At 40.0% G+C, this 14,371-nt stretch carries 10 protein-coding genes; 5 read left to right on the forward strand and 5 right to left on the reverse strand.

What is annotated here, in order from left to right:
• Nucleotides 1–59: 59 nt before the first annotated feature.
• Nucleotides 60–3,815: a CheR family methyltransferase gene (locus WAA15_RS10495; protein ID WP_337042694.1), complete on the reverse strand. Its 3,756-nt coding sequence runs from the start codon at nt 3,813–3,815 to the stop codon at nt 60–62.
• A 414-nt stretch (nt 3,816–4,229) separates the two neighbouring features.
• Between WAA15_RS10495 and WAA15_RS10500 the strand changes: the two genes are divergently transcribed.
• The 4 genes from WAA15_RS10500 to WAA15_RS10515 all read left to right on the forward strand — a co-directional run bounded on the left by WAA15_RS10500 (nt 4,230) and on the right by WAA15_RS10515 (nt 7,364).
• Nucleotides 4,230–4,922, forward strand: coding sequence for a LytR/AlgR family response regulator transcription factor (locus tag WAA15_RS10500; protein WP_337042695.1), 693 nt, complete (start codon nt 4,230–4,232; stop codon nt 4,920–4,922).
• A 147-nt stretch (nt 4,923–5,069) separates the two neighbouring features.
• Entirely contained in the window at nt 5,070–5,501 is a 432-nt protein-coding gene (locus WAA15_RS10505) for a hypothetical protein (RefSeq protein ID WP_337042696.1), read from the forward strand.
• Between the two features lie 190 nt (nt 5,502–5,691).
• Complete coding sequence (locus WAA15_RS10510; protein ID WP_337042697.1) at nt 5,692–6,456, forward strand: methyltransferase domain-containing protein; 765 nt, start codon at nt 5,692–5,694, stop codon at nt 6,454–6,456.
• A gap of 167 nt (nt 6,457–6,623) precedes the next feature.
• Nucleotides 6,624–7,364, forward strand: a complete 741-nt coding sequence (locus WAA15_RS10515; protein WP_337042698.1) for a hypothetical protein — start codon at nt 6,624–6,626, stop codon at nt 7,362–7,364.
• A gap of 7 nt (nt 7,365–7,371) precedes the next feature.
• Here WAA15_RS10515 and WAA15_RS10520 read toward each other — a convergent pair whose 3' ends face one another.
• Genes WAA15_RS10520 through WAA15_RS10535 form a run of 4 tightly spaced genes read right to left on the reverse strand, consistent with a single transcriptional unit; the run spans nt 7,372 to nt 13,602 of the window.
• Nucleotides 7,372–8,007, reverse strand: a complete 636-nt coding sequence (locus WAA15_RS10520) for an NUDIX hydrolase (protein WP_337042699.1) — start codon at nt 8,005–8,007, stop codon at nt 7,372–7,374.
• A gap of 28 nt (nt 8,008–8,035) precedes the next feature.
• Nucleotides 8,036–8,635 carry a hypothetical protein gene (locus WAA15_RS10525; protein WP_337042700.1) on the reverse strand — a complete coding sequence of 200 codons (600 nt, stop codon included), beginning with the start codon at nt 8,633–8,635 and terminating at the stop codon, nt 8,036–8,038.
• Nucleotides 8,636–8,672: 37 nt separating this feature from the next.
• Nucleotides 8,673–13,205 carry an ATP-binding protein gene (locus WAA15_RS10530; RefSeq protein ID WP_337042701.1) on the reverse strand — a complete coding sequence of 1,511 codons (4,533 nt, stop codon included), beginning with the start codon at nt 13,203–13,205 and terminating at the stop codon, nt 8,673–8,675.
• A gap of 4 nt (nt 13,206–13,209) precedes the next feature.
• A complete protein-coding gene (locus WAA15_RS10535; RefSeq protein ID WP_337042702.1) occupies nt 13,210–13,602 on the reverse strand; it encodes a response regulator in 393 nt (130 codons plus the stop codon).
• A gap of 438 nt (nt 13,603–14,040) precedes the next feature.
• Here WAA15_RS10535 and WAA15_RS10540 point away from each other — a divergent pair, with 438 nt between their 5' ends.
• Entirely contained in the window at nt 14,041–14,208 is a 168-nt protein-coding gene (locus WAA15_RS10540) for a hypothetical protein (protein ID WP_337042703.1), read from the forward strand.
• Nucleotides 14,209–14,371: the final 163 nt, after the last annotated feature.

Below are 14,371 nucleotides of genomic sequence, written 5' to 3' on the forward strand. Positions count from 1 at the left end.
TTATCTTCTCAAACGGATACATTGTCTAACTTTTATCATTTTATCAATAAACAATTTTGTTATTTCTCTCTTTCAGGAATATAGATATTGAACGTTGCCCCAACATTAGGTTGGCCAAACGCCTCAATTAAGCCCTCATGATTCTGTACTACCTTACGGCAGATTGTAAGCCCGATACCCGTGCCTGAGTATTCGGTTTTGCCATGTAACCGCTGAAATAGCTCAAATATTTTTTGCTCATATTGTTGCTCAAAGCCAATGCCATTATCAGTAAAGGTTAATTTCCAGTAATTTTTATTGTTAAGGGCTCTGGAGTCGGTTATTTCATTGCCCGGTATTAACGATGCCTTGATAACGATATGAGGCGGAACATCAGGCTTGCTGTATTTGATAGAGTTCGATAACATATTGCTGAATAACTGATAAACCTGTGTAGGTATAATAGTTAAAGTAGGCAGGTTGTCGGCTTCAATAACGGCTTTTTTCTCGTCAATTCTTTCGCTTAGGCTTATTTTAGCTTCTTCGAGCAAGGTATTCAGGTCTGTTTTAGCAAAAATGACTTCATCGGTAGTCATGCGTGAAAAATTCAGCAGGTCCGATAACAGGCTTTTCATCCGTTGGGTTGAACGTATAATACGAGAGAAATAGTCTTTGGCGGTATCCGATAATTCTTCTTTCAGCAGGATACGTTCGGTAAATGCCTGAATTTTATAAAGTGGGTCGCCCAAATCATGTGAGGCAATATAACTAAACGAAGCCAGTTCTGCATTGCTGTGTTCAAGTTCCAGATTTTTGCTTTCCAGTTGCTGATACGTTTCGCGGAGTTTCTGTTCTTTTAACCGAAGTTCTGTTATATCAATACTGATGCAGAGCATACCAACAGCTTTGCCTTTTTTGTCTTTTCTGACATTCCCTTTAGAGTAAATATAATGCAGGTCGTTATTTTTGTCGTAGCGGCGGTACTCTGCTTCAAAGGCCTCTCCGGTTGTTCGGGAGTTCTCAATAACAGCTCTTAGTTTTTCGATGTCTTCAGGGTGCACACGTCCGAAAGTTTCAAAATCAATCTTGATTTCGTTAGGTTTATAGCCATATAAGCGATAGGTTTCGTCTGACCACAGAATAGTATCCGTAAGGAAATCAATCTCCCAACTGCCAATTTTTCCTATGCGTTGTGATTCAGATAACTGTGCCTCCCGTAATTGTAGATTTCTGTTCAGTAGTACATCTTCGGTAATATCCTGCAAGCTGGCAACAAGCATATTTTCATGCCCGAAATTAATTACACTTCCTGTGCCTTTAATATATTTCAGGCTGCCGTCTTTGGTGTATGCCCTGAACGACAATTCGCTTATTTTCTTTTTGAGCAATAGTTTCTTGCTTATCTGTTCAAGGTCCGGCAGGTCGTCGGGGTGTACAAAGCCTTTAAGTTTTTTTACACTTGGTACAAATTCTTTAGGTTTATAACCAAATATCCTGAAAAGGTTGTCAGAGTAAGTAAACTCATCGGTATGTAAGTTCCATGTCATGCTACCCATTTTTGAGCTTACCTGTGCGCCTTCAAAAGCCTTGTTCTGAATTACTAATTGCTTGTTAAGTTCTTCGAGTTGGGCTTGGGTGCGGCTCAGGTGTTCCTGTCTGTTAATGAGTTCCTGATTCATGGTAATCAGTTCTTCATTACCCGACTGCAACTCTTCTTTCGAGGTTTCCAGTTCTTCGTTCAGCGTTTGTAATTCTTCACTGCTGCTTAGTAGTTCCTCGTTGGCGTTCTGTAATTCTTCGTTGGCTGCCTCCTGATTCTCCGTAATGTTCAGAATATCCTGGCGCATCTGGGCCAGTTCTTTCTCTAACTGTTCAATATGTAGCTCAGCCAGACTTTTTTTGGTTTTTTTAGAACCTTTGCTGCTCTCCTGCCACATTGGTAACACCGCTCGCTTATTAAATACAATCAGAAAATGTAAAGCTACTGATTGCAGCAACGGAATTACCTCAATAGAAACCAGATAAGACTCATGGCCATGTTTGAGCAGGATGTTTTCTTTAAAAACAGTTTCTTTTTCGATATGTGCTTTATGTAGCAGATTCCGTAAATCAAAAGCCAGTTCTTTCCTGACCATTTTCAGTACGTTAAGGCTGGCTTTGCCCGGCGATGGCATAAAGAACAAAGAGGTGTCTCCCCTGAAATGAATAATGTCATTCTGGTCGCTTACAATGACACACGGCGGGGTATAATGATTCAGTAATATTTCATCAGCGTTTTTCTGAAAGTCAGTCTGACTTATCATAGAAGTATGGATGGTATCATTTTTAAAACTTCTGGCCTCATCCATACTTTCGGAAGAATCTTGAGTGAAATGACTGGTTGTATACTTTCGGCTGAAAAATTTATCGTGATTCGTAATAAGCGTAAATAAGTCTGACACCACATTGGCGGTTTCGGATTTACCCAGCCATAACACACCTTTTTCTTTAAGGGCATAATGAAAAGTAGTGAGGGCCTTTTTTTGTAAGAATGTGGTCATGTAAATAAGCACATTCCGGCACGACACTAAATCTATTTTTGAGAAAGGAGGGTCTTTTAAGAAATTATGTACGGCAAAAACGCAGCAATTCCGAATAGTTTTGTTTATCTGATACGTAGTTGCGTCGGTTTTAACAAAATACGTCTCAAGCAAATGAGGGGGTATAGCCTGCACATCAAGGGCATTATAAGTACCTGAACGCGCTTTGGCAATGTTGCTTTCCGAAATATCGGTAGCAAAAACCTGAATTTTAATATCGGGAGCCCGTTTACTTAAAAACTCATGCAGGCTTATAGCAATTGAATAGGCCTCTTCGCCTGACGAACACCCCGCTACCCATACCCGAATGGTGCTTTGGCTTAACTTGCTTTCAAGCAAGTGCGGATAAATTTTTTCGGTAAGGGACTGAAAGGTCTTAGGGTCACGAAAGAACGACGTAACAGGTATCAGGAAGTCTTTCAGAAGTAAGTCAAGTTCCTCTTTGTTGTTTTTCAGAAACTCATAATAGTCGGCTACTTCTTCGTAGCGACACAAACCCATACGGCGTGCAATGCGCCGGCGCAGGGTAGACTCTTTATAATAGCTAAAGTCGATGCCTTTATGTTGGCGTATCAGGAAAATAATCTGTTTTAATATTTCTTCATAATTTCTCGGAATAGCCTTTTCGTCTTCGTCAGGAAAGTTGTTATTAACAGCCTGCCGAAGTTTGACCAGTTGTGCGGGCATATCTTCAGGCAATAAAACAAAGTCAACGGTTCCGGCGGCAGCAATGGCACTTTGAGGCATCTGCGGAAAAGTAGCTGAAGAAGGCTCTTGTGCAAAGGTTACGCCACCATATTTTTTAATGGCCTTTAGCCCTAACGTACCGTCTGAGCCAGTACCCGAAAGCACTATTCCAACCGCGTTGTTCTGATGGGCCTCACCCAATGAATTAAAGAAAATATCAATAGAATAATTGATTGGCTGAGAGGTATGGCGGGGTAATAGTTTCAGCACGCCATCAACAGTTATTAATATTTTATTTTCAGGAATTGTGTAAATATGGTCAGGAACCAGATTAATGTCGTCGGTTATTTCGAGTACAGGTAATTGAGTCGATTTTGATAGAATTGCTGGTAAAAGGCTTTCGTGGTTGGCAGGTAAATGAAGTACCAATATATAAGCCATACCCGAATCAAGAGGTATTTTTCTTACAAATTGTTGAAATGCTTCAACTCCTCCGGCAGAAGCCCCAAGACCTACAATAGCAAAATTTTGTGGGACTTTTGGCAGAGGTGCAGAATGTTTTTTAGTCATGACGGACACGGGTTAAAGAAATCTAAAGGTATAAAATGACTTCTGCAAAACGCATAGAAGCTAACCTTTAAGAGTTAGGTAGTATCAAAGTTAAATAAAAAATGTGGATTTATATTATACTTTTACCTGCTCTCCCACAGATTTCCGATAAAAAAAATACCCGCCAATAATTATGGGGAAAAACATACACAACCCTCGGTCATATTTCGTCCGAAAGCACCTTTACAGGGCTACAAAAGCCATAAATGGTTATCGGCTATTTATTGGGTGCTGTAAAACATTTACTTTGTCTTTTACGTTTTTCTCTAGTTGTAAAACAGCAAAATACACCTGACCGTAGCTCCGAAAAGCTACATACCTTACTTGCACTACACCTGAAACAAGACTGATTTATGAAGCTAAACAGGTGTTTTTATGATTAAAGCCATCGCATTGGACAACGAATGTACATCGTTACAACGTATTATAGATTTCTGTAAAAAAGTAGATTTTATTGATTTGAAAAGAACTTTTCTGAAAGCCGATGAAGCCCGCAAATACCTCGAAAAGTATCCAGTAGATTTGTTGTTTTCAGATATTAGGTTGCCCAATATTGCGGGTGTCGAATTTTTTAAATCATTGGCCCAGCCCTGCAAATTTATCTTTATTACAGCATTTAACGAGTTTGCCGCCGAAAGTTATGAACTCAATGCCATCGACTACCTGCTTAAACCTCTCGACTTTCGGCGTTTTGAAATGGCGCTCAATAAAGTAAAAGGCTTTTTCGATAATCAGGCTATACCAGAACTTCCCGAGAAACCTTATTTGTGTTTCAGGGTAAATTATGGGCTTGTGAAAGTAATCATTGAGGATATTGTGCTAATAGAAGGCTTGGATAATTACATGAAGATTTATCTGGACAACCAGAAACCACTGGTTGTGCGCTCAACAATCAAGGCATTGCTTACCAAACTTCCCGAAAACGAGTTTCTGCGTGTGCATCGGTCTTACATTGTTTCATTAAAAAAAATAGTGCATGTGCGTAATAAAATTATCACAACTGGTAACCATCAAATTCCATTGAGTAATAATTACGAAGAAAACTTTTTTCAGATTTTTGGAGCCTGACAGCCATTTAACCACAACAAACAGGGTATTCGCCACAATTTGGGTGTAAGTATGCACCCTTTCATTTTTTTCTCCGTTTTAAATTTCAGAAAGGCACATACAGCCTTCTGAAAAATTATTTATCCATACAATTAAACTCTTTTTATCATGAAAGCGAATCGATTATTACTGATGTGTTTAGGCCTTATTTTCGCTTTGGCCTTTCAGGCTTGCGACAAGGACGATGACGTAACTGTCTCAAACCCAACCATTGGGGGGCTAACTTGCCCCAGCGCAGTTTTTTCAACAACAGCTACAAGTGGTACAGCCTATAACGGTACTTTTACGGTTCCTTATACAGGCGGTAATGGCATTGCTTATACCAGTGGTACTGCTATTACTTCAACAGGGGTGAAAGGGCTTTCGGCAACCCTGAATTCGGGTACATTGGGGTCTGGCAATGGTATGCTTACTTATGCCGTAACAGGTACGCCTGACTCGACAGGTACAGCATCTTTTCTACTTAATTTCGGTGGCCAGACCTGTACAGTAGTAATGCCGGTTTCGGCAGCTACTACTCCACCAACAACGGGCCAGTAGTACTGGGTAATGCTGATAACAAAATAGCCATAACGCCAACGTTATGGCTATTTTGTTATAAAAACCTGCCAACCAGTATTAAAAACTAACCTTCTGTTTGGGTATAAATATTTTTACTTTTATTTTGTAATAAGCACAAGAGCCTTGAAACATGGCTCATGATTTTTTATACGCATAACACACGCAAGCTATGGCATGGAACCCAGATACCTATAACAAGTTTAAGGCAGAGCGATTTATGCCCTTTTATGATTGCCTGAATCTGGTAAATATCAGACCAGCCATGCAAGTAATAGACTTGGGCTGTGGCACAGGCGAGCTTACCCGAAAACTGGCCGATACGTTGCCAAAGGCGCAGGTATTGGGCATTGATTCGTCAGAAGAAATGCTGAACGATTCGGTTGCCTTTACCAATGAAGCCGTAAAGTTTGAACTAAGAAGTATCGAAGAGCAGGTAAATAGGCCCGCGCAATGGGATTTAGTATTCTCGAATGCAGCCATTCAATGGGTAGATAATCATCATGAACTTATCCCGAAAATTGTTTCAATCATAAAGCCTAACGGGCAACTTGTAATTCAGTTACCTAACCAGAACCAGAATCTATCAAATCAGTTGCTTGATATACTAGCCGATGAGGCTCCTTTTAATACTGCCTTACACGGCTGGAAACGCAAATCTCCGGTGTTAGACATAGAAGCCTATGCACAAATGCTTTTTGAAAATGGTAGTAAAGAAATGACCGTATTTGAAAAGATTTATCCGCTAGTGCTGAAAGATGCCGACGCCTTATTTGACTGGGTTTCAGGCACTGCACTGCTGCCTTACCTTGAACGATTGGAAGCACAAACCAAAGAGCATTTTATTGCCGAATATAAAACACGCCTGAGGAGTAGGTTTGGAGGGTCGCCTGTTTTTTATCCTTTCAAACGAATTATTATGGAAGCGCGGTTTTAAATTATATGTTGCTTTGGGTTGCTTATTGTTCTTTCATCGTCTGCAAAAAAAGTAGCGTTTTTTAATTCTAAAATTGCGCAAATATTTTATTCGTATATAGATACAACCTTTACGAATGTTTGTGCATTTAGAAAGAAAATACCTTACTAACTTTTAATTTTTTTACTATGAAAAAATTAGCTCTTTTGTTGATGATTAGCTCATTTGCACAGGCACAAAGCCTTAACTACTTGCTTCGCTCACAAATGCCGGTTATTGAGAATAAAGATGGCAAGAAAATAGCAAGTGTGAAAGTAATGGCAAATATGAATAACCAGCAGCTCCGTGAATATAAGTTTTTGGGAAGCCCTTTCCTGATTGATACTTTCCAGACAACTACTTATTCGGTTGATGGCAATAAAACTACTACTACGGCTCCTGCGCTTCTGAACCTGACAACCGACGAATTACTGGTTAAAATAGGTGATAAAGTTATTGCCGTAAAAAACGCCACCTTTACAATAGACGGGCATAATTTTATGGCAGTTAATGAGCGTTACTACGAGGTATTGTATAACGGCAAAGTAAAACTATTGAAAAGGTACGACCGTAACATAACAGGGTTTATTATTAATAATACCAGTGCCGTAAGCGGCTATGGTAAAAGCGAAAGTCTTGATGGCGAAATTAATAATAAAGAAACCTATCTGCTGGCTTTTCATGATAATACCCTGCGCGACATTAAGTTAACGCCTAAATCGGTTATAAGTGCATTAGCCAAAGAGAACAAAAGCCATTATGTAAGCGGAGAGTTTGGGCAGGCTGAAGAAAACGACGGGCTTATAAAAGCGTTCAATAACGTTGCCAGCTTTGATGAAAAAGAACTTATCACAATTTTATCTGCCTACGAAAGCAACAATACGCTCTGAAATCTGCTTAGTCGCAGTGTGTAGGTAAATCGGGGTTATCAGCAAAAAGGAACATCTGTTCCAACTGCGAAAAAGTAGCCCTGTCGGTCGAGAGTGTTAAATCAGGTAATTTATTGCGTTTTATCCAAGCAATACCCGAGGTTTCGTTAGTCTGGTTTAACAACTCTCCGCCAGTTACTTCACAAAGAATAAAAAATTTGTATACATACCACGGCTGATAAGGATGCGGGTGTTTCTTTTTATCAAAAACAGCCAGCAGCCTGACGGCCCTTACGAGCAGGCCGGTTTCCTCCATTACTTCTTTTTCAGCTACTTCAAACGGAGTATAACCTACATCGGCCCAGCCTCCGGGTACAGTCCAGTTATGGTTATCAATCTTCTCCTGTACCATTAGTAGCTCGTCAGTCCCTTTAAAAATAATAGCTCTTATATCTACTTTGGGGGTCTGATACCCAATTTCGTCAGGAATAAGCGTCATTATCTGTGCAATAGGTGCGTTACTCAACTGTGCCATAATTTGCTGGCTCATAAGTTTTATTTCTTCATAGCGTTCGCGGTCATATTCATTTTCGCAGTAGGCTAGCCCTGTATGTGCCAGTGCCTGTAAACGCTGCGAAACAGCAAGCCAGTTAAGAGAGTCCATTGTGTATATTTATTCGGATTGTATAGGGTTATTTGAGTATCTTTTGCTGAATTTCTGCTTCTTTAATGCTTAATTTTTTATTCATGCTATCGAATATTTTTTTATCAGGCTTGGCTTTATCCTGATATTGTTCAATGGCTGCTAATGTTGTTGTTAGTTTCAGAATAATTCGTAAATCATTAATACTTAAAACCTTTAACTGATTACTATCAATAATATCTGTTAAGTCTTTGATTTTGTGTTTGTATGTCATACTACTTTTCATAATCAAATTCTCGTATTTCTGCCTGACAAGAGAGTCTTTGATGGCATCTACGTGCTTTTGTGCTGCCAGATAATAATTTTCACTTTTAAAATTATACTTTTCAAAAATCTTTTCGGTATCTCTGTTTTCATCTAAAAGTTTGTTAGTAGTACTCTCTAGGTCTACCAGATTTTTATCTCTTTTCAGTATCTCGTCATATAAATCCTCCACACTATCATGCGACCTGCTGCCAAAAGAGACACTATTCGCAGCCTCTTCAACTATGGCTATTTCATTAGCCGGATTATTCGTTTCTGAACTATTCTGACAACCTGAAAAACTATATAGCACAGCAAGGCATATATAATAACTAAGTTTCTGCATGTATTAAAATGTTAAAGTGTATAGGTTTTTGTAAATTTTAGTCGCCAACAGGTAGCCATATATGAAAAGTAGCCCCATCGCCAGCGTGTGACTCGGCCGTGATGAAACCTTTGTGCTGTTCAACAATTTTTTTAACAATACTCAGGCCGATACCCGTACCTGAATACTCTGATTTACCATGTAAACGCTGGAAAAGATGAAAGATTTTTTCTTTAAACTCTTCAGGAAACCCAATGCCATTATCTTTAAAAGTTAAATATACAAAACTTTGTTTAGGGGGTGCCAATGCACTTACTGTTTTGCCTTTTACCAGTTTTGAATTAATTGTGATTAGGGGTTTTTCTACCGAGAATTTTAGAGAATTACTAATCAGATTTGAAAATAACTGATTTATCTGTAACGCATTCGCCTTGATTTTGGGCAGATGATTACTCTTGATATGGGCGTTTTTCTCTTTAATCAATAACTCAAAATCAGTTTTTACATCTGTCAGAATCTTGTTCAGGTCTGTTTCGGTAAAATCTTCTCCGGTTTTTGATAAGCGGCTGTATGTCAGTACCGATTGAATTAAATCGCTCATTCGTTGTGCCGATGAGTTAATTTTCTCGAAATATTTCTGAGCGTTTTCGCTGTTCAGCCCACTTTTTTCAATGAGATGTATAAACGTCCGTATTTTTCTGAGCGGCTCCTGAAGGTCATGGCTGGCAATATAGTTAAACGATTCAAGTTCTTTGTTCGAGTCTTCTAGTGCTTTGTTTTTTTCTTCCAGCATAATCTCGGAGCGTACAATATCGCTTACATCTCTCGACATAATCATAACGCCCTCTACCTGATTCTGAATTATTAGCGGAATAAAATAGGTATCTACATAGAAATCGTCTCTTATGAGGGCTTGTGCTTTGTCAAAATGCACCACTTCGCCTGTAAGCGCAGCCAGCATAGCCTCATGTTGTGGGGTATTTCTGGCTTTAGGTTGAATGTCAAAGAAATGCTTACCGTAGAGTTCGGCTCTACTCATGTTAATTTCTTTTTCAAATTTTTTGTTGGCATTAATAAAATTCAGGTTTTTATCAACTACCACAATAAATTCAACCGACGAGTCAATTAATTGTAACAGAAAAGATTCAGAGTTTTCGAGAGCAGTATTTTTCTCAAGCAACTCGGCGGTACGTTTTTCTACCAGAATCTCGAGTTTTTCAGTAAATAACTTTTGCTCATGAATATCCATGAAATTGCCAATCCAGTTGATAATTTCTCCCTGTTCGTTCCGAATAGGTTCTCCATGCCCATAATGCCAGCGATACTCGCCCGACTTATGTCTTAGCCGAAGTTCGATTTTATAAATTTCATGCGTTTTCAGGCTATGTAGCCATGCCTTCTCCATCCGTTCAAAGTCGTCGGGGTGTACTTGTTTCGGCCAGTTGTCGGGCGAAGGAATAAAACCCGTGTACTCGACCCAACGTTTGGACGCATACTGCTGATTCCCCTTTGCGTCGGTCATCCAGACCAGTTGTGGTAAAGTTTCGGCAAGCCGGCGGAACTGCACCTCACTTTCTTCAATTTTTTTACGACTTACCACCTGCTCTGTAATATCAGTAGCCATGACCGTAATACCCGAAATAGTATTGTCGATGTCATAAGAAGGTTGGTAAACATAATTATAGTAAATATCATGTGGTGTGCCATCTTTCACAATGCTGGCTCTTTCTTCGTTACCGTAATGTGTTTTTCCGGTTTCATACACCTGTTGTAATAATTTCGGAAAAGGCTGCCCTTCTAGCTCAGGCAGTACATCAATCAGTTTCTTGCCAACAATATCTCTTGTTTTACCCCATGAAATCAGGAGGGGGTCGTTTACGAAATTAATAACCATGTCGGGGCCTTTCAGCAACATGAATATACTCGGAGCCTGCATAAGCACATTACGGAATTCCCGCTCGTTGGCTTCAATTTTCTTGCGGGCTTCTATCTGTTGTGTAACCTCAACTACATGCACCATTAATTCGTTAATAAATCCATCGTTATTTTGTATCGGATAAACTACGAAATCCCAGTAGCCAGAGCGTTTCTTGCCGTTTTCCAGAAAAGAAGCCGAAAACTCATGAGCTATAAATGGCTCGCCGTTTTGATAAACGTGTGTGAAGATTTCGTAAATGCCTTGTCCGTTTAATTCAGGAAAAGCCTCATGCAGGGTTTTGCCCAGAAGGTCGGTCTGGTTACGGCTGATTAACTCCTGAAAACGTGCGTTTGTAAGGCTAAAAATATGCTCAGGACCTTCAAGAATAGCAATAGCCGCAGGTGCTTGCATCAGAAAACCTCTCAGGCGTTGTTCTATTTCTTTGCGTGCAGAGGCAATTTTTAACTGAGATTTCACTCTCGACAATAATTCATTGGCCGAAAAAGGTTTGGTCATGTAATCGTCGGCTCCGGTTTCGTAGCCTTCAATTCTCGACTCCTCACCGGCACGGGCGGTAATTAATATGACCGGAGTCTGGGCTGTGGCAGTGTTGTCTTTTACTGCTTTCAGTAACTCTATGCCATCCATGACGGGCATCATAATATCGCTCAGAATCAGGGCAGGGGAGTGTTGCTTTATTATCTTCAGGGCTTCCAGCCCATTAGCGGCCGTAAGCGTATTGTATCGGGCTTTTATAATTGACTCAACGTGGTTGCGCATATCGTCGTTATCATCCACTATTAATATGGTCTCGAGCGTTGGGTCAAATGTATTATTCTGGGCATTATAAGATACTTTATCAGGTTTCAGGAATGACGAAGCCTCATCGATATAAACACTCGAAATAATTTCTTCCAGAGCCGGATTATCCTCTATGTTTTCGGGCGGCAGGTGGGTTTTGCCTAACGGAATACTTACCGTAAACTTGCTTCCTACGCCTTCGGTGCTTTCAACATTGATGTCTCCCTTGTGTAGCTGCACTAGTTCTTTCACCAACGACAACCCAATGCCTGTGCCTTCGTAGGTACGGCCGGCGGTATTCTGAACCCGATGGAAGCGGTCAAACATGTGCGGAAGCTCATGCACAGGTATACCCACGCCAGTATCTTCAACGCTTAATACAACCTTGTTTGTGTCGGCATTCAGGCAGACCGTAACTGTACCCTGCAAAGTATATTTAAAGGCATTCGATAATAGGTTAAAGACAATTTTTTCCCACATTTGTTTGTCAACATATACAGGCTGTGCAACAGGCTCTATCAGGATATTTAGCTGCAAGCCTGCTTTTTCCATGACCGTACTGAAATTGGATGTCAGGTTGCGGGTATAAGCTGTTAAATCGGTAGGAGCAAAATGCGCCTGATGCCTGCCACTTTCAATACGGCTGAAATCAAGTAAAGTATTAACCAGTTTCAGTAAGCGCAGGGCGTTGCGGTGGGTTACTTCAAGGTGCTTCCGTTCGTGTTCATCCAGACGTAGTGCCGACTTGCTCAGTAATTCTTCAAGCGGCCCCAGCATAAGCGTAATAGGGGTACGAAACTCATGGCTTATATTCGAGAAGAACAGTGTTTTGGCTTTGTCGAGTTCTTCGAGTGCTTGCGCTCGTTTGCGTTCTTCTTCGTAAGCAAGGGCATTATTAACTCCGAGCGAAATTTGGTCGCCGGTTAGTTGAATAAAATTCTTGTAAACATCATCAAATTGTCGGTAGGGGTTTAGCCCCATGCTCAGAATCGCCAACGGAAATTTTTTATTGGCCCCTCGAATAGGCACATGAATATAATGGTGAGGCATAATGTCCCAAGCTCCTTTGGGTAAATCTTGCCAGCGGCCGTTGTTTTCCGACTCCACAATTCTGTTTTCTTCTACGGCCTTGCAAAAGTTTTCAGTGTGGGTGTTCGGGTTCGATATATCAATTACTGACGGCACTTCTGATGGCTCGTCACTAAAACCCGCCTTTGCTAATAATTCGGCTGTCCGGCCATCGTCGGTCACTTTATAAATAAGCGCAAACGGGAAATCCCAGTTATTAAACTCAAGAGCTTTGGCTGCCTGTAAGTAAACTTCCTTTTCGGTTTTTTTCTGAACAAGGCTATCGAGTTGTTGCAGAGTTTTTAAAGAACGTTCGTTAATGATACGTTCGGTATCGGTCGTATTATAACAAATGATTCCTGCGGGTTTATCGTCGTCGCCCAGCACAGGTGTATAAGAAAAAGTGTAGTAGGTCTCTTCAGGGAAGCCGCTTCGGTGCATAATCAGCAACTGAGATTCCACATAAGTACCTTCGTCTTTTTCCATAGCTTTTGAAAGCATAGGGGCAATGTCTTTCCAGATGTCTTTCCAGACTACCGAAGCCGGTTGCCCTAAAGCTACGGGGTGTTTACCCCGCACGATGTCTATATACGCATCGTTATATAATTTTATAAGTTCTTTCCCCCAGCCAATCCAGATAGGTTGCTGCGAACTGAGCATAATACGCACACAGGTTTTTAAACCTTCTGGCCAGTATTCGGGGTCACCTAATGAGGTCTGGCTCCAGTCAAACTGGCGTATACGCTGCCCCATTTCTCCGCCTCCGGCAAGAAACCCATGAACTTTTTTTTCGGCCGTACCCATTATTTTATAGTTTAAGGTTAGCTATAATATGCTGAAACTCCTGCTTGGCAACATCAGTATTGATGTGTTTTTTGACAAACCCCGAGGCACCCAGCTTTTTGCATTCTTCTACCACCGAGCCTTCGTTCGAGGTCGAATACATATAAATGGGTACATTTTTCAGCCTTTTTATTTTCTTTAGTTCCTGTAAAAAAAGTATGCCATTCATACGAGGCATATTAATGTCAAGAAAAATAATATGAGGAGAGAAATTTGTATCTTGTATTTTTTCTAAAGCATATAACCCATCGTTAGCAAATACGCAGTCTGCCTGTGCGAAAACATCGGCCATAATAAACGAAAAAATTTCCTGGTCATCTAAATCGTCATCAATAAGAAAGACTGTAATTTTCGGCATCGTTTTTTTAGTATAAAGTTGCTAAGACTTTGTTGCTAGGTAAATGCTTCGGTTTGCAAGGGTGAATAAGACTTGTGTGTAAATATAGCAACGCTTATATGTGTATATTTACTAAAATGACAGGCACTACATATATAGCATATAATTTATCAAAATTATGTTTTTTTTTATTTCATTTCAAACGATGTATTAAAATTATTCGCATTCAGAACTCAACTATGGATTTTGTCTTTCATACCAAATTCAATTATCTTTTTGACTGTTACACAAAACGACGATACCGTTTGTAAAAACCTGTATTAACCAGATGCTTTCAGTTTCAGTAGTAGCCAAGTAGTTTTTGAGTGTATAAATGCTCTAAAATTTGTCGATAATCAGATAAATTTCAGTAACCTATTATCAAAAATATTTTAAATTTGAAAGATACTCTGCAATGCCATGATACCCAAGCATATACCTGTTTATACTATTGAGCAACTGAATAGTTGTGATGCAAATATCAAAATGAATGTGGACATCCGCAGGCTGGAAGAACACGTCAAGAACTCAGCAGGAGTTCATTTTCATCAAGGGGGTAATATGGCTGAATTTCTGGCAAGGATATGAGCCTGATAAAAAAGATATAAGAGCCTGACGAAGTATTTTGGCTTTGTGACTGGTACCCATAAAAACGAGTAGAGGCGTGGCGTCTCTACTTTTTTTATGCCTATACACATAACCCACTGATAATTAAATATTTGTCTTGTGTAAATAGTGCCATACAATTAAG

The organism is Emticicia sp. 17c (genome assembly GCF_037153985.1).
In the GTDB taxonomy this organism is placed as follows: Bacteria; Bacteroidota; Bacteroidia; order Cytophagales; family Spirosomataceae; genus Emticicia.